Origin of the sequence: Methylobacterium indicum (assembly GCF_001043895.1) — a bacterium.
Classification (GTDB): Bacteria; Pseudomonadota; Alphaproteobacteria; order Rhizobiales; family Beijerinckiaceae; genus Methylobacterium; species Methylobacterium indicum.
Map to the genome: position 1 here is coordinate 1 of NZ_JTHF01000221.1, position 16,126 is coordinate 16,126.

General features: G+C 73.0%; 16 protein-coding genes and 1 pseudogene. 10 read left to right on the forward strand and 7 right to left on the reverse strand.

The window, feature by feature from the left end; genetic code table 11:
• On the forward strand, positions 1–383 hold a 383-nt coding region (locus QR78_RS23950), incomplete at its 5' end, for an Lrp/AsnC ligand binding domain-containing protein (protein WP_048430105.1).
• 68 nt (positions 384–451) lie between these two features.
• On the opposite strand, the gene QR78_RS23955 is transcribed toward QR78_RS23950, so the two are convergent.
• The 4 genes from QR78_RS23955 to QR78_RS23970 are packed head-to-tail and all read right to left on the reverse strand — an operon-like array spanning position 452 to position 3,727.
• Positions 452–1,294, reverse strand: a complete 843-nt coding sequence (locus tag QR78_RS23955; RefSeq protein WP_048430106.1) for a methyltransferase — start codon at positions 1,292–1,294, stop codon at positions 452–454.
• Positions 1,291–2,331: a glycosyltransferase family 4 protein gene (locus tag QR78_RS23960; RefSeq protein ID WP_048430107.1), complete on the reverse strand. Its 1,041-nt coding sequence runs from the start codon at positions 2,329–2,331 to the stop codon at positions 1,291–1,293. The genes QR78_RS23955 and QR78_RS23960 overlap by 4 nt, the downstream gene beginning before the upstream one ends.
• Entirely contained in the window at positions 2,331–2,732 is a 402-nt protein-coding gene (locus QR78_RS23965; RefSeq protein ID WP_048430108.1) for a 6-pyruvoyl trahydropterin synthase family protein, read from the reverse strand. The genes QR78_RS23960 and QR78_RS23965 overlap by 1 nt, the downstream gene beginning before the upstream one ends.
• A gap of 11 nt (positions 2,733–2,743) precedes the next feature.
• A complete protein-coding gene (locus QR78_RS23970) occupies positions 2,744–3,727 on the reverse strand; it encodes a zinc-dependent alcohol dehydrogenase (protein ID WP_244276500.1) in 984 nt (327 codons plus the stop codon).
• On the opposite strand from QR78_RS23970, the gene mdoH reads away from it, so the two are divergent.
• The 4 genes from mdoH to QR78_RS23990 all read left to right on the forward strand — a co-directional run bounded on the left by mdoH (position 3,719) and on the right by QR78_RS23990 (position 9,158).
• A complete protein-coding gene (gene mdoH / locus QR78_RS23975; protein WP_048430109.1) occupies positions 3,719–5,503 on the forward strand; it encodes a glucans biosynthesis glucosyltransferase MdoH in 1,785 nt (594 codons plus the stop codon). The genes QR78_RS23970 and mdoH overlap by 9 nt on opposite strands.
• Before the next feature lie 81 nt (positions 5,504–5,584).
• Positions 5,585–6,904: a dual-specificity RNA methyltransferase RlmN gene (gene rlmN, locus QR78_RS23980; RefSeq protein WP_048430110.1), complete on the forward strand. Its 1,320-nt coding sequence runs from the start codon at positions 5,585–5,587 to the stop codon at positions 6,902–6,904.
• Positions 6,905–6,917: 13 nt separating this feature from the next.
• Positions 6,918–7,415 carry a hypothetical protein gene (locus QR78_RS23985; RefSeq protein ID WP_048430111.1) on the forward strand — a complete coding sequence of 166 codons (498 nt, stop codon included), beginning with the start codon at positions 6,918–6,920 and terminating at the stop codon, positions 7,413–7,415.
• Between the two features lie 213 nt (positions 7,416–7,628).
• Positions 7,629–9,158 carry a sensor domain-containing diguanylate cyclase gene (locus QR78_RS23990; RefSeq protein WP_048430112.1) on the forward strand — a complete coding sequence of 510 codons (1,530 nt, stop codon included), beginning with the start codon at positions 7,629–7,631 and terminating at the stop codon, positions 9,156–9,158.
• A gap of 4 nt (positions 9,159–9,162) precedes the next feature.
• Here QR78_RS23990 and QR78_RS23995 read toward each other — a convergent pair whose 3' ends face one another.
• The 3 genes from QR78_RS23995 to QR78_RS24005 all read right to left on the reverse strand — a co-directional run bounded on the left by QR78_RS23995 (position 9,163) and on the right by QR78_RS24005 (position 12,353).
• Positions 9,163–9,798, reverse strand: coding sequence for a LysE family translocator (locus QR78_RS23995; protein ID WP_048430113.1), 636 nt, complete (start codon positions 9,796–9,798; stop codon positions 9,163–9,165).
• Between the two features lie 133 nt (positions 9,799–9,931).
• A complete protein-coding gene (locus QR78_RS24000) occupies positions 9,932–11,194 on the reverse strand; it encodes a porin (RefSeq protein WP_082171938.1) in 1,263 nt (420 codons plus the stop codon).
• A gap of 280 nt (positions 11,195–11,474) precedes the next feature.
• Positions 11,475–12,353, reverse strand: a complete 879-nt coding sequence (locus QR78_RS24005) for a LysR substrate-binding domain-containing protein (RefSeq protein ID WP_048430115.1) — start codon at positions 12,351–12,353, stop codon at positions 11,475–11,477.
• Between the two features lie 104 nt (positions 12,354–12,457).
• Between QR78_RS24005 and QR78_RS24010 the strand changes: the two genes are divergently transcribed.
• The 5 genes and pseudogenes from QR78_RS24010 to QR78_RS35665 all read left to right on the forward strand — a co-directional run.
• Positions 12,458–12,724 (forward strand): DUF1127 domain-containing protein, encoded by a 267-nt coding sequence (locus QR78_RS24010; RefSeq protein ID WP_244276501.1) that lies wholly within the window; start codon positions 12,458–12,460, stop codon positions 12,722–12,724.
• A gap of 127 nt (positions 12,725–12,851) precedes the next feature.
• On the forward strand, positions 12,852–13,982 hold the full coding sequence (locus QR78_RS24015) for a zinc-dependent alcohol dehydrogenase family protein (protein ID WP_048430116.1): 1,131 nt from the start codon (positions 12,852–12,854) through the stop codon (positions 13,980–13,982).
• A 226-nt stretch (positions 13,983–14,208) separates the two neighbouring features.
• A complete protein-coding gene (locus QR78_RS24020) occupies positions 14,209–14,646 on the forward strand; it encodes a tellurite resistance TerB family protein (protein WP_048430117.1) in 438 nt (145 codons plus the stop codon).
• Between the two features lie 61 nt (positions 14,647–14,707).
• Positions 14,708–15,583, forward strand: a complete 876-nt coding sequence (locus QR78_RS24025; protein WP_048430118.1) for an NAD(P)-dependent oxidoreductase — start codon at positions 14,708–14,710, stop codon at positions 15,581–15,583.
• A gap of 297 nt (positions 15,584–15,880) precedes the next feature.
• A pseudogene (locus QR78_RS35665) lies at positions 15,881–16,126 on the forward strand (hypothetical protein); the annotation flags it as partial.

Genomic DNA, 16,126 nt, shown 5'->3' on the forward strand with positions numbered 1-16,126 from the left:
CCGAGCGGGTCGGGCTGTCGCCCACCGCCACCGGCGAGCGGCTGCGACGATTGCAGAAGGACGGGGTGATCACCGGGTTCGGCGCGCGGCTCGACCCGCAGCGTCTCGGCCTGAGCCTTCTCGTCTTCGTCGAGGTCTCCCTCGACAAGACCACGCCCGACGCCTTCGCGCGCTTCGCCGCCGCGGTGCGGCGGGCGCCGGAGGTGCTGGAGTGCCACATGGTCGGCGGCGGGTTCGACTACCTGGTCAAGGCCCGGGTGGCCGACATGCCGGCCTATCGCCGCTTCCTCGGCGAGGGGCTCTTGTCGCTGCCAGGCGTCAACAACACCCGCACCTACGCGGTGATGGAGGAGGTGAAGAGCGACGGGGTGCTGCCGCTGTGATGCGATCGCGGTGCGATGATCGACACTGCACGACGGGCGGTCTCGCTCCCGGTCCGCTCCGGTGCTCCTCAGGCCGGTGGCGGCACCGCCAGCAAATCCCGGTGTCCGATCACCGCCCCCGTCCCGGGCGCCTGCCGGGCCTCGCGCCACGCCTCGGCCTCCTCCGGGGCGACCCGCCCGGTCTCCGCAGCCGCCCGGGCCGTGCCCTCGGCGAGCTGATGCAGCAGGTCGGCCTCGTCCGGGCCGAGGCGCCAGGGGCTGTTCGCGGTCTCGACCGCGTAGCCGTGGCTCCGGAAGGCCCGGGCCAGGGCTGCGGTGGCGGCCGGGCCGGTCGAGGGGCCGAACCCCTTGTCGCCGCCCTGGTGGGCCAGGAAGGCGGCATGGATCGCGGCGTCGGCCGGGTGGGGCGGCGTCCAGCGCTCCTGCCCGTCATAGGTGAGCGCGGTGTAGAAGACGGCGCCCGCCGCCGCGACCGCCCGCGCCAGGGCGGCGATCCAGGCCTCCGACACGAGGTCGAACAACGCCGCCGCGGTGACGAGACGAGGCGCCTCCGAAAGGGCCGCCTCCGGACCCGCCGCGAGGTCGAGGACCCGGAACCGCACGGCGATCCGGGCGCCGCCCCGGTCCAGGATCAGCCCGTCGCCGGCCTCCTCCGCCCGCTCGGCCCAGGCCGCGAGCCGGGCGCGGGCGGCGGCGAGGAGCGCGGGATCGTGATCGACCAGCACCCAGTCCTGGGCCGGGCCGAGATGCGGCGCCAGAGCCCGCAGGTTCGAGCCGGTGCCGCAGCCGAGATCGACCGCCCGCACGGGCGCCCTCAGCGACCGGCCGAGCGCGGCGACGAGGCCCGGTTCGCGGGCGGCGTGGTCGGCGGGCTCGCGCAGGGCGAGCCAGTCGGGACTGAAGCCGCTCATGACATCCTCAGGGCTGCGGCGATCGAGGCCGCGGTGTCGGGCCAGTCCGGCAGCCGTTGCCCGGCCGCCCAGGACGCGGCGGCGGCCTCGGCCCGCCGGGCGGGATCGGCGATGAGGTCGCGCAACGCCGCCGCGAGGGCGGGAGCGTCCCCGGGCGGCACCGTGCGGCCGGCCCCCGCCGGCACCGTCTCGGCGGCGGCGCCCCCGGTAGAGGCGACGAGGGGCAGGCCCCGGGCGAGCGCCTCCGTCAGCGCCATGCCGTAGCCCTCGAACAGGGACGCCGAGACCGCGATGTCGGCGCCGGCAAAGAGGGCGCCGAGGGCGTCCGGCGTCACCGCGCCGGCGAGCGCGACCCGCCCGGCGAGGCCCGCCGCGGCGATCTGCCGGCGCAGGGCGGCGGCGCTCTCCGGCACCCGGTCGAGGCTGCCCGCGATGGTGAGCGACCAGTCGAGATCGGCGAGCGTCGCGAGCGCCCGCACCAGGATGTCGTAGCCCTTGCGCGGGCTCACGGTGCCGACGGCGAGGAGCCGGAGGTGGGGTCCCGGGCGCGGCGCCACCCGGGCGGCCGGAGCGGTCCCGGGCTCCGCCACGGTGATCCGCTCCGGCGCCACGCCGAACGCGGCCGTGAGAAGCCGGGCGGTGTAGCGGCTCGTCGCGACGACGTGGCTCGCGAGCGCCAGGGCCGCCCGCTCGCCCGCCACCAGGGCGGCCGCGCGCTCCGGCGACAGCCCGGTCTCGTAGCCGAGGGGATGATGGACCAGTGCCGCCATCGGCCGCCCGGCGGCGCGGATCAGCTCCGGCGGCAGCGCGCCGTAGGCCAGCCCGTCGACGAGGAGCGCGGCCTCCGCCGGCACCCCCGCCAGGGCGGCCCGCGTCCGGGCGAGGTCGTCGGCGCCCGGATCGGGGAAGCCGTCCGGCAGCGCCAGCGACTCGGCCGCGACCCCTCGAGCCGGCAGGTGCCGGAGGATCTGCCGGGCATAGGCGTAGCCCCCGGTCGGGGCCGCGAGGTCGCCCGGGACGGCGAGGACCAGGCGCATCAGGCGAGCGGCGCCTCGAACCAGGCCCGGGCCAGATGCGATTCGTGCAGGGTCACGCGCAGGCGGCTCACCCCCTCGCCGCCGGGGCCGAGATCGCCGGCCCGGGTCGCGGCGGCCATCGCCCGGTGGATGTGGCCGCACAGGAACTCGGTGGTGGTGTTCTCGCCGGAAAATTCCGGCAGGTCGTCGAGGTTGCGGTAGTTCAGCGGCGCCAGGATCCTTTTGAGCGCCTCGCTCGCCCGGCCGATATCGACCACCACTCCGTCCGGGGTCAGGCTCTCGCGGAAGAACGCCACGTCGACCACGAAGGTCGCTCCGTGCAGGGCTTGCGCCGGCCCGAACAGATCGCCCCGGAAGCTGTGGGCGATCATCACGTGGTCGCGGACCTCGACGGCGTACATGGGCGGGTTCCTCAGTAGCGGATCACGGTGCACAGGCCCGGCGCGCCGGGGCTCAGCAGGCGGGGCAGGGCGGCGGGCAGATCGGCGAAGGCGACCTCCTCGGTGAGGAGGGCGTCGAGGCGCGGATCGCGCAGCAGGGCGAGGGCCTTGAGGAGCCGCCGCCGGTGGCTCCAGCGCGGCCGGCGCGAGGCCGCCACCGCCCCGACCTGGCTGCCGACGAGGCGCAGGCGCCGGGCGTGGAAGGCGAGGCCCAGCGGCGCCGCGACCGGCTCGGTGCCGTACCAGCTCAGCTCGACCACCGCCGCCTCGTCGCCGGCGAGCGACAGGGCGAGGTCGAGCCCCGCCGCGCTGGCGCTGGCATGGACCACGATGTCGGCCTCCGGCGTGGCCGCCTCGGGTCGCGCGAAGGCGAGGCCTAAGGCGTGCGCGGTCGCCTCGCGGGCGGGATCGCGATCGATCAGCTGCACCTCCGCTCCCGGCAGGCCGGCGCAGAGATGGGCGACGAGGAGCCCGACCACGCCGCCGCCGACCACCGCGATCCGATCGCCCGGGCCGGCGCCGGAATCCCACACGGCGTTCAGCGCCGTCTCCATGTTGGCGGCGAGCACGGCGCGGCGCGGCGGCAGGTCCGGAGGCAGCGGGCAGAGCGTCGCCCGGGGGGCGACGAAGCCCTCCTGGTGCGGCTGGAGCGCGAAGACGCGTCCGCCCTCCTCGGTCTCGCCGACCGCGCAATAGCCGTACTTGACCGGGAACGGGAACTCGCCGCCCTGCGCCGGCGCACGCATCCGCCCGGCGACCGCCGCGGGCACCCGGCCCTCGAAGACCAGGCGCTCGGTGCCGCGGCTCAGGGCCGTCCACAGGGTGCGCACCCGGGCCTCGTCGGGATCGGGCGGGGGCAGGCGCTCGTGTCGCAGCTCCGCTTGCCCGGCCGCGCTATACCAGAGCGCCCGCACGGTCTGAGCCGTGTCGCCCTCGGATGCCTGACGATGCCGCAAACCGACTCCTCGGTGGTCGCCCGCGCGGAGAGTTCCGCCCGCGCTCCTCTCACGACGCCGACGGGCCTGCAAGCCTGCATCACCCTGCGTCGCCGCCGCCTCGCGGTGCTCGGGCTGACTCTCGTCACCGGCCTCGGCTTCGCGCTCGCGCTGGCCGCGGTGCTGGCGCAGGACGGGTTCGACGGTCTCGACCTCGCGCTGCTGGCCTGCGGGCTCGCGACCCTGCCCTGGACGGTGCTCGGACTGTGGAACGCCGCCATCGGCTTCCTGCTGCTGCGGGCCGGCCGCGCCGGCCTGCTTGCCGCCGCGCCGCACGCCGCGGCCGGGGAGGGGGATGCGCCGCTCCACCTGACGACCGCCGTGGTGATGACCCTGCGCAACGAGGATCCGGGCCGGGCGCTCGCCCGCCTCGCCCTGGTGCGCGAGAGCCTGGAGCGCACAGGCCATGGAGCGGCCTTCTTCTACCATGTGCTGAGCGACAGCGACCGGCCCGTGGTGGCGCAGGCCGAGGAAGACTGGGTCGCGGCGTGGCGCGCCGGGCTGCCCGAGGCGGAGGCCGCCCGGATCCGCTACCGGCGGCGCTCGGACAACGCGGGCTACAAGGCCGGCAACCTGCAGGAATTCTGCGCCCGCAGCGACGCCGACCTGATGCTGCCCCTCGATGCCGACAGCCTGATGACCGGCCCGGCGATCCTGCGCCTCGTGCGGATCATGCAGGCCCATCCGCGCCTCGGCATCCTCCAGAGCCTCGCGGTCGGCGCCCCCGCCGCGAGCGCCTTCGCGCGGCTGTTCCAGTTCGGCATGCGCCACGGCATGCTGCCCTACACGCTGGGCGCCGCCTGGTGGGGGGCGGAATGCGGCCCGTTCTGGGGCCACAACGCGCTCGTGCGCATCGCCCCCTTCGCGGCGCAGTGCCGGCTGCCCCCCTTGCGCGGCGGCGGCGCGGTGCTGTCGCACGATCAGGTCGAGGCGGTGCTGATGCGCCGGGCCGGCTACGAGGTCCGGGTGCTGCCGATCGAGGAGGGCAGCTTCGAGGACAATCCGCCGACGCTCCTCGACCACCTCGCCCGCGACGCCCGCTGGTGCCGCGGCAACCTGCAATATCTCCGCCTGCCGCCGCTGCCGGGTCTCGAGCCGACGAGCCGGTTCCAGCTCGTCTGGGCGGTCCTGATGTTCCTCAATCCGCCGGCCCTGACCCTGGCCCTCCTGCTCCTGCCGTTTCGCGCCGCGACCCAGGACGGCCCGGCGGCGGGGGCCGCCGCCCTCTACCTCCTCTGGCTCCTCCTCTCGCTTGCCCCGAAGCTCGCCGGCTACGCCGCCGTGCTCGCCGACCGCGAGGCTCGGTCGGCCCATGGCGGGGGGATGCGCTTCCTCGCCGGGGCGCTGGCCGAGGTCGCGGCCTCGTTCCTGCTGCTCGGCGCCTCGTCGGTGCGGCTCACCGGCGCGATGATCGGGCTCGCGCTCGGCCGGGCGGGAGCCTGGAGCGCGCAGGACCGCGACGCCCGGGGCCTGCGCTGGGGCGCGGCCATCCGCGCGCTCGGCGGCGTCACGCTGTTCGGGGTTCTCGTCTGCGGTGCGCTCGCCGCCGTCTCGCCGGTGCTGCTCGTCTGGAGCCTGCCGCTGACGCTGGGCAGCCTCATGGCGGTGCCGTTCTGCGTCCTCACGGCGGCGCCGGGGGCGGGACGCGCCATGGTGCGGTCCGGCCTCTGCGCCACCCGGGAGGAGATCGCGCCGCCCTGGGAGATCGCGCGCCTCGGCGCGGGGCGGGCGGCGTGATTCCATGCGGGGCATCGCGTTTCGGCCCGATTGCCCTTATATGCCCGCTTCACTCCGTTTCATCCGAAGGTTTGACGTATCATGGCGACGGCGTCGTTCGACTCCGCCCGGCGCGGGAATGGCGCTGGTCCCGGTGAGGCCCATCCCGGTCCGGCTCCCGCGATCGAGAAGACGCCTGAGATCCGCCCCGAGGCGCTGGAGACCACCGGCCCGACCTCGCTGGTCGGCCTCACCCGCGAGGCCCTGAAGGCCCGTCTCGCCGCCATCGGCGTGCCCGAGCGCGAGCAGCGCATGCGCGCCGGCCAGCTCTGGCACTGGATCAACGTGCGGGGCGCCTCGTCCTTCGACGAGATGACCAACGTCAGCAAGGTGCTGAAAGGTCAGCTCGCCGGCATCCACACCCTCGACCGGCCCGAGGTGGTGAGCGAGCAGGTGTCGCGCGACGGCACCCGCAAGTGGCTGATCCGCATGCCGCCGACCGGCAAGCACGACCACAATCGCGGCGCCGAGATCGAGTGCGTCTACATCCCGGCCAACGACCGCGGCACGCTCTGCGTCTCGTCGCAGGTCGGCTGCACGCTCACCTGCTCGTTCTGCCACACCGGCACGCAGCGCCTGGTGCGCAACCTGTCGTGCCAGGAGATCGTCTCGCAGCTGGTGGTCGCCCGCGACCGCCTCGGCGACTGGCCCGGCAAGACCCCGCCGAAGGGCGCCTTCGTGCCGGTCGACGGGTCGCGCTTCGTCTCGAACATCGTCTTCATGGGCATGGGCGAGCCGCTCTACAACGTCGACAACGTCATCGACGCGGTCGGCGTGATGAGCGACCACGAGGGCTTGGGCCTCTCGCGCCGGCGCATCACCGTCTCGACCTCCGGGGTGGTGCCGCAATTCGAGCGGCTCGGCCTCGAGGCGAACGCCATGCTGGCGATCTCGCTCCACGCCGTGCGCGACGAGTTGCGCAACGAGCTGGTGCCCCTCAACCGCAAGTATCCGATCCGCGAGCTGCTCCAGGCCTGCCGCGACTATCCGGGCGTGTCGAATGCCCGCCGCATCACCTTCGAGTACGTGATGCTGAAGGGCTTCAACGATTCCGACGCCGATGCCCGCGAACTGGTGCGCCTGCTCAAGGGCATCCCGGCCAAGATCAACCTGATCCCGTTCAATCCGTGGCCCGGTTCCAAGTACGAATGCTCGGACTGGGAGCGGATCGAGCGTTTTTCCGAGATCGTGTTCAACGCCGGCTACGCCTCGCCGGTGCGCACGCCGCGGGGCCGCGACATCCTGGCGGCCTGCGGCCAGCTCAAGAGCGAGACCGAGAAGCTGCGGGCCCGCGCCCGGATGATGCTGGAAGAGGGCATCGGTGCCGAGGGCGTCTATGCCGGCGCCCACGACGACGACTGAGCGGGCCGAAGGAATGTCCCTCGGGCGCCTCCTCGCGGTCGCGACCGCGCTCCTGATGGCGATCGCCTGCGGCGGTCTCGCCCTCGGGATCGGCGTCGTGCTCGACCCGGTCCTGCGCGACCTCCTCGGCACTCTCGGCCTGTCGGGGCTCGAAGCCGTGCTCTCCGACCTCGCCGAGGGCTACGCCCCCGATCCCGGCATGGTCGAGGGTGCGGTCAATCTGGGCCGGGCGATCCTGCTCCTCGTCGCGGTGCCGCCGGCCCTCAACGCCGTCGTGGGCGAGGTGCTGCGGTTCCGCTCGCTCGCCTGGTACGGCGGCGCCACCGGCCTCCTCACCGCGCTGCTGCCCTGGCTGATGCGCGGGCAGGCCGGGCCCGCCGGGGCCGGGGAGGGGCGTGTGACCGCGATCCTGTTCTGCGCCGGGGGCGTCGCCGGTCTCGTCTACTGGCTCGCCGCCGGGCGCTTCGCCGGGCGTGGGGCGCCGACGCTCTGGGCCGCCCCGCGGCGGTGACCCCGGCCGCCCTGCGGGCCGGCTCGATATTCGGTGTGTCAACAAACGATCGCCGCTCCTTGCCGAACCGGTAACCGCACCGGTGAATCTATCCGAAGGTTCGTGCAACCGAACGATAGAATCCGTTTGCGCGGGACGGCCGTGAAAGTCCTGTTTAGAGGTATGGGTGCCAAGTTGCACCTCGCAGGCCGCCTACCCGAGAGCTCCCGAACCATGCCGCTGCCACGCCGCCTCCTCGCCGGCTCCCAGGCCGTCCGGGTCAGCATCGTGCTCGGCCTGCTGGCGCCCCTCGGCATGCTCGTCGTGTCGGGCTTCATGCTCTACGAGATGCGGCAGGAGATGTGGGCCCGGGCCGAGGAGACCTCCCGCAGCCTGCTGCAGGTGATCGAGCGCGACATCGCCCGCAACATCGAGATCACCGACCTGGCGCTGCAGGGGCTCATCGCCAAGGCCGAGAACCCCTCCGTCGCCGCGGCACCGGAGTCGCTGCGGCGCCTGGTGCTGTTCGACCGCGTGGTGACCGCCGACGGCCTCGGCATCCTGGTGCTGTTCGACGAGCACGGCACCGGGATCCTGAACTCGCGCTATCCGTCGGGGGCCGGCGGCACCTTCGAGGACCGCGACTACTTCCGCGTCCACCAGACCAACCCGGATGCCGGGCTCTACATCAGCGAACCCTACCTGTCGCGGATGTCGGGGGCCTACACGGTGGCGTTCAGCCGGCGGATCTCGAAGCCGGACGGCTCGTTCGGCGGCGTAGCGGTGGCGACGCTGAAGCTGTCCCACTTCACGCAGATCCTCGAGAAGGTCGGCCTGGGCCGCGACGGCAGCATCAACCTCGTGCGCGAGGACGGCATCCGCATCGTGCGGCTGCCCTACACCGTGCGGGATGTCGGCACCGACCTCTCCACCATGCCGAATTTCCAGCGCGTGCTGCACGAGCGAAGCGGCAGCTTCGCCGACCGGGCGGCCCGCGACGGCGTGCACCGGTTGTTCACCTTCGGGCAGGTCGGCGACCTGCCGCTCTTCCTGGTGCTCGGAATCGGCACCGAGGAGATCGAGGCCGGCTGGCGTGCCAAGGCCATGACCATCGGCGGCACCCTGCTCGCGCTCTTCTGCGTCGCCGTGCTGCTCGCGCTGCTGTGCGGCCGCGAGCTGCGCCGCCGCGGCGCCGTCGAGGCCGAGCTCGCCCGCCTCTCCCTCACCGACGGGCTGACCGGGCTGCCGAACCGTCGCCGCTTCGACGCGGCGCTCGACGAGGCCTGGCGGGGCGCGGCCCGCTCCGGCCGGCCCCTGTCGCTGCTGATCGTCGATGCCGACCACTTCAAGCGCTTCAACGACCGCCACGGCCACGCCGTCGGCGACGAGATCCTGCGCGGGCTGGCACGCTGCCTGTCGGCGGCCGTCCACCGGCCGCACGACCTCGTCTGCCGGATCGGCGGCGAGGAGTTCGCCCTGATCCTGCCGGAGACCGACGAGGAGGGCGCGGCCCGGGTCGCGGAGGGCGTGCGCGCCGAGGTGGCGACGCTCGCCCTGGGCCAGGCGGGCATCGCGGCCGGCGCGGTGACGGTGAGCGTCGGCCTCGCCCCGTCGACCGCCGCCGACACGCCGGCCGAGCTGTACCGGGCGGCGGATGCGGCGCTCTACGAGGCCAAGGCCGCCGGCCGCGACCGCGTCTGCCGGGCCGCGACGCGCCCGGCGCCGACGCATCTGCGCCTCGTCGCCTCCTCCGGCGGGGCGTGAGCGCTCAGCGCACCGTGAGCAGGATGCGGGCCGCGAAGGTCCCGAACAGTCCGGCGAACAGCCAGTCGATCCCCCGCATGAGCCGCGGCCGGGCCTGGAGCGCGCCGGTGATCCGGGCGGCGGCGAGCACCATCAGGATCCCCAGCGGCAGCGCCAGGCCGACGAAGGTGAGGCCCAGGACGGCGAGCTGCCCGGTCGGGTTCGGGGCATCGGCCCGCACGAATTGCGGCAGGAAGGTCAGGAAGAACAGCACCACCTTGGGGTTGGTGAGGTTCACCCCGAGGCCGAGGCAGAAGGTGCGCCACGGGCCGCCCCGCACCGTCTCGGGCCGCACGGTCAGCGCCGAACCGTGGCGCAGGGCGTCGATGGCGAGCCAGGCGAGGTAGAGCGCGCCGACCACCTTCAGCACCGTGAAGGCGGTGGCCGAGGCGGCGATCAGGGCCGAGATGCCCAGCACCGCGGCGAGCGTGTGGAGCAAGGTGCCGAGGCTCGTGCCCAGGACCGTCACGATCCCGGCCCGGCGCCCCGAGCCGATGGTGCGGGCGAGCGTCAGGCTCATGTCGGGCCCGGGGGTGACGAACAGCACCAGGCAGGCGGCCAGATAGGCGATCAGGGTCGGGGCGTCGGGCAGAAAGCTCATCGGGCGGCTCCGCGGCGGCTGCCCCGGTCTGTAGCGGTTCGCCGCCCGGCCGCCAATTCCGCACGAACGGAAGCGCCCGCCCGGGAGGGTCCCGGGCGGGCGCGGATGACGCAGCTCGGATCGAGGCCGTCGATCAGAAGGTGATGCCGCCCTCGATCATGTAGCGGTCCTGCGAGGTGCGGTTGCCGGTGCGGCCGAAGCCGGTGCCGAGCGTGCCGAAGGCGAGGTCGCCGCGGCTGATGTCGTAGAGCTGCACCCGCGAGTACTCGCCGCGCACGAAGTAGCGGTCGAAGGTGAAGGTCGGGGTGATGGTGAAGGACAGGGCCGAGCTGCCCGCGCCGTAGAGCAGGCTGGTGCCGCCGGCGAAGCGGTCGCCGGTCTGGGCGATGTACTCGACGCGGCCGGCGAGCGCGAAGTTGTCGTTGAAGGCGTAGCTGGCGAGAACCGCGCCGCCATAGGTCGAGGCGCCCTCGGCGATGCCGATCTTGAAGTCGCGCGCGACGTTCGTGTACTGGAAGTAGGGCGTGATCGTCCACGGCCCGTTCGAGTACGTGTAGTTGATCGACAGGATGCCGCTGTTCTGCTGGAACAGCGGGGTCGCGTAGGAGTAGCGCAGGCTGCGCGACAGCACGTCGGTGCGGTCGAGGTTGAGGCCGCCGTTGATGCCGAAGGTGTTGTTGTCGTCGAGCTTGTAGGTGATGGCGCCGGTCAGCCAGCTGATGTTGCCGGAGAAGAACCCGTCGGTGCCGGCGACCGAGGCCGACCACGGCCCGTCGCTGTAGTTCACCTGCACGCCGTGATTGATGATGTTCTCCTGGTTGAACAGGAGGCCGCGCGAGATGTTCAGGTTCTGGAAGGTGAACGGCGCCTCGGTGCCGATCAGGGTCGGCATGCGGCCGCCCTGGATCGACCAGTTGTCGTTGAAGACGTACTTGCCGAAGGCGACCGGCAGCGGCGAGAACAGCAGGTCGGTCTGGTCGAGGGCGCTGTAGTTCAGGAAGCCGAGCGCCGGAATCGCGTAGGCGCCGGCCTGGACGTAGAACTGGAACGGGCCGTCGGCCTTCTGGATCCAGCCCTGGATGTTGGTGAAGTCGACCCGGGCCGCCCGGTCGCTCGGCAGCGGGGCGGCCGAGAACGGGAAGGGATTGGTCTGGGTATAGGCGTAGCCGGTGATCGCGCCGCCGACATAGATGTCGCCGAAGCCGCCGAGGGTGAAGCAGGACGGGTTCGGGTTCGGCTTGATCACGCCGCCATAGGCCGGCAGCGACAGGGTCGCCTTGCAGTGTTCGACAACCGCCACCGGGGCCGGGGCCGGGGCGGCCAGGTCGGCGGCCAGGGCGGAGCCGGTCGACAGCAGGGCGACGGTCAGGCTGCTGAGGGTGAAGCGCATTGCCACGGTGACAAGTCCATCTGGGGCCGGTGACGGCCGGGCCAACTGCAGCCAAGCTGGCAGTATGGCCGGAACGTGGCAAAACCGAATGTTGTGCATCTGCTCAAAAAATATGCAAAATTAGCCATGTTCAGTCAGGGCTTGTTGCTGCGTGTCTTTCCCGCAACGCAACGGCATACTTGCCGCCTGTGTCGACCGCCGAGATCGGGCGATTGCCGGCTCTGTGTCGGACGCGCCGCCGGGACGGTGAAAGGATTCGGTAACCTGTGGCGGTGCGGCGCCGGCCTCACGCCTCCTCGGCCAGCATCCGGCGCAGCCACTCGATGAAGGCCGCGGCCTCCGGCGAGAGCGGACGGTCGGGTGCCGGCAGGGCCGCGAAGCCGTTCTCGAACCGGTGGAAGCCCGCGGGCGCGACGAGGCGGCCGGCCGCGAGGTCGTCGCGCACCAGCATCTGTTCCACCAGGGCGACGCCGAGGCCCGAGAGCGCCGCCTCGATGCACAGCCCGTTATGCGGGAAGGCGATGTCCCGTGCCGCTGCGAGCGCGCGGCCGGTCGCCGCCTCCCAGGCCGGCCAGGAATGCGGCGTGTGCTCGTGCCGGATCCGGGTCTCGGCGAAGAGCCGCCCGTCCTCCGCCCGGACCGGATAGGCCGGGGCGCAGACGATGCCGAAGGCCACGTCACCGAGCCGGATCGCCCGGGCCTCGTCGCGAATCGGCCGGGCGAGCCGGTCCCAGCTCAGCATCAGGTCGGCGCCGTCGTCCCGCGGCGCCCGCGCCGAGGTCATCGAGAGCCGGACCTCCACCGTCGGTCGCTCGCGGTAAAATCCCGACAGGCGCGGGACGAGCCAGCGCATCGCGAAGGTCGCCCCGCAGGCGAGGTGGACGGTAGGCCTGCCCCCGGCATCGCGCAGACGCTGGTAGCCCCGCTCCAGCTCGTCGAGCACGCCCGCCACCACGCCGCGAAACGCCTCGCCGGCCGGCGTCAGCCGCAGGCCGGTCCCGGCCTTCTCGAACAGGGCGGTGCCGGCCTGCTCCTGCAGCGCCCGCACCTGGCGCGACACCGCCCCGTGGGTGCGCCCGAGCTCGTCCGCCGCCTTCGTGACCGAGCCGAGGCGCGCTGCGGCCTCGAAGGCGCGCAAGGCGGAGAGGGGCGGCAGCTGGCGCATCGGTCCCATTCGTGAGTTTTACGCACGAAGCGCGCGGAAGAACTCAATATACGGCGTCGTGGTGCCCGGGTAGGCATGGGGAGCGAGACAGAAGGAGATCCGCCGTGGCCGCCACCGTCATCCCGTTCCCGATGCACCGCGTCGCCGGCGCTCCGCGGACGCTGACCGTGAGCCGTGCGCACGAACCGCGTTTGGCCGGCGTGGCGATCCTGCGGGGCTGGTTCCGCCGCTGGTCGGCCCGCCGCACCCTCTCCCGCGACCTCCCCTTCATGACCGACGAGACCCTGGCCGATGTCGGGCTGAGCCGCCCGGAGGCCGTGGCGGAAGCCAGGCGCCCGTTCTGGCAGGCCGGCGCGCACGACGCGGCGTGAGCCGTCCGCAGCCGGTGCCGGCCCCCGTCATGGCATGCGCCGCGGCCGGTTGACCGGCAGGGGAGCCGCTGCCAGCCTGATCGCGCCGGGGCCCGCACCAAGACGCGCCCCGCCGGGAGGATGAATCGTGCCCCTACGCGTTCGCGCCGCCGTGCTGCACCACGCCCCCGTGGCGCGGCCCTATGCCGAGACCCGGCCGCTCACCATCGAGACGATCGAGCTCGATCCGCCCGGGCCCGACGAGGTGCTGGTCAAGATCGCGGGCGCGGGCCTGTGCCATTCCGACCTCTCGGTCATCAACGGCGACCGGATCCGGCCGGTGCCGGTGGCCCTCGGCCACGAGGCGTCGGGCATCGTCGAGGAGCTCGGTCCCGGCGTCACCGACCTCGAGCGCGGCGACCACGTCGTGATGTCGTTCGTTCCGACCTGCGGCGGCTGCGCGCCCTGCCGCGAGGGGCGCGGCGCCCTGTGCGAGCCCGGCAATGCCGCCAACGGCCGCGGCACGCTGTTGTCGGGCGCGCGCCGCATCCGCTGCGACGGGGTGGACGTGAGCCACCACAGCGGCGTCTCGGCCTTCGGCGAGTATGCGGTGATCTCGCGCCGCTCGATCGTGCGGATCGATCCCGACATCCCCCTCGTCGAGGCGGCCCTGTTCGGCTGCGCGGTGATGACCGGCGTCGGCGCGGTGGTGAACACCTGCCGGGTGCAGATGGGCCAGAGCGTCGCGGTGGTGGGCCTGGGCGGCGTCGGCCTCTCGGCGCTGATCGGGGCGGTAGCGAGCGGGGCGGGCCGCGTCGTCGCGGTCGATCTCTCGGAAGACAAGCTCCGGATCGCCCGCGAGCTCGGCGCCACCGACGCGTTCCTGGCCTCCGATCCCGACGCGGTCGCGGCGATCCGCGACGCCACCGACGGCGGCGTCGACTACGCCCTGGAGATGGCCGGCTCGGTGAAAGCCTTCGACACCGCCTATCGGATCACCCGCCGGGGCGGCACCACGGCGACCGCCGGCCTCGCCAACCCGAACCACAGCTTCACCCTGCCGCCGGTCGGCCTCGTCGGCGAGGAGCGGGTGGTGCGCGGCAGCTACATGGGCTCCTGCGTCCCGGCCCGCGATATCCCGCGCTACATCGCGATGTACCGCCAGGGCCGCCTGCCAGTGAACAAGCTGATGACCGGCACCCTCACCCTCGACCAGATCAACGAGGGCTTCGACCGGCTCGACCGCGGCGAGGCGATCCGGCAGGTCATCGCCATGTGAGGGGAGTCCGGCGAGGGGAGTGTGGCCTCGCGCGCGTTGCGGGCGGGGCACGCCGGCGGTTTTTCGTGTCTGGCGCGCTCTCCTCGGCACTCCGCACCGCTCCACGGGCCGGTGCCGGCCTTGCCCGGGGGCGCGGGCGCAGGCATCCAAGATCGGCCGCATCGATGATCGACCGCGACGAGGGCTGCCGGCGGCCGGCCCGAGGACCTTCACCGAAGGACGTGCCATGGGGCTGTTTCAGGATGCCTTCACCCGGGTCGGCCGGGTCGTCATGTCCTATGCGGGAGACACCGCCTTCCTCCACGCCGCCTGCTCGGCCGCCGCCGCCGTGATCCTGGCCGACCAGGAGATCGACGAGCAGGAGATCGAGACGGCTCTGGCCGATCTCAGCAACAACCCGATCCTGCACAAGTCCTATGGCGTGCTGAAGCTCGAACAGGAGCTGCACGAGGCGATCGCCCGGGCCAAGAGCCGGGCCGGGCGCCTGGAGAACCTGCGCCTCGTCGGCGGCATCGCCGACCGGCCGCTGGAGCAGCGCCAGGACGTCTTCCTCATCGCCGCCGACGTCGCCGACCAGGGCGGCATCAGCGAGCTGGAGCACAAGGCGCTGGACGAGATCGCCGAGGTGCTGTCCGTCGACAAGCCGGCGCTCCTCGGTTTGTGAGGGCCTGACACCGGGCGCTCCCGCCTTATCTTCCGCGCGAGGACGCGGGAGACGGATCGCGATGGACATCGGATTTCTCGGGCTCGGCCGGATGGGCCGGCCGATGGCGCTCAACCTGGTCAAGGCCGGACACCGGGTCCGGGTCTGGAATCGTTCTCCCGGTGCCGCCGAAGAACTGCGCGCCCACGGCGCCGAGCCGGTGGCGACTCCCGCCGAGGCGTTTCGCGGCGACGCGGCGGTGACGATGCTGGCCGACGACGCGGCGCTGCGCGCCGTCATCGTGGAAGGCGGCCTGCTCGACCAGGCCGAGCGCCCCGGGCTCCATCTCGGTACCAGCACCATCTCGGTCGCCCTCGCCGAGGAACTGGCGGCGGTGCACGGCCGGGCCGGCGTGCCTTATATTTCCGCTCCGGTCTTCGGCCGGCCCGACGTCGCGGAGGCGGGCAAGCTCAACATCCTGGCTGCGGGCCCCGAGGCGGCGATCGCCGCGGCGCAGCCGCTCCTCGACGCAATGGGGGCGAAGACCTGGCGCTTCGGCGAGGCGCCGGCCCGGGCGAACGCCGTCAAGCTCGCCGGCAACATGATGATCGTCGCGGCGATCGAGGCGATGGGCGAGGCCGCGGCCCTCGGCGAGGCGCACGGCGTGCCGGCGGCCGACCTCCTCGACCTCCTGACGAACACGATCTTTTCCGCCCCGGTCTACAAGAATTACGGCGCCTCGATCGCGGCCGGCCGCTACGAGCCGCCGGGCTTCGGGCTGGCCCTCGGCGCCAAGGACGTGCGCCTGGCCCTCGCCGCCGCCGAGGCCGCCCGGGTGCCGATGCCGCTCGCCAGCGTGCTCCGCGACAGCCTGCTCGATGCCCTCGCCCACGGCGACGGCGAGAAGGACCTGGCGGCTTTGGCGACCGTGTCGGCGCGGCGGTCGGGGCGAGGGTAGGGGCGATGCCGCAGGGGGACGATCGATCGGATCCCGGCCCCGGCCGGCGGATCGCGCGGCCGCGACGGCATCACCATTGGAGCCTGCGATTCTGCGTGACCGCGGGCTTCGGCGGCCCGGAGCGGCCCTCGACCGGATCGCCGCTCGCGAGCACATGTCGCGCGAGGCTCTCGTGCCGTCTTTGATCGCCGAATTCGTGTCCAGGCACGGGAGCGCATCCGATCTCGATCGATTCTTTGGGAGCCGAGGAGATCGTCCGATCGACGGCCTCGAACTCCAGGAACGGCTGCGCGCGGAGTGGTGACGCCGCTCTGCGACACCTCCATCCTGATCGATATCCTGGTCGGTCGGGAGCAGGCGGTGCAGGTGCGCCGGGCGCGCTGGATCAAGCTGCCCGACGCGATCATCCTGGCCTCGGCACAGGTCCATGGCCTGACGCTGGTCACGGTACACGACATTGAAGAAAGTGGAGGCCAGCACGCGGGCGTTCCACCCCCTTTCCCGGACGACTGGAGCGTCAGCGGAAGGAGATCCGGGATACAG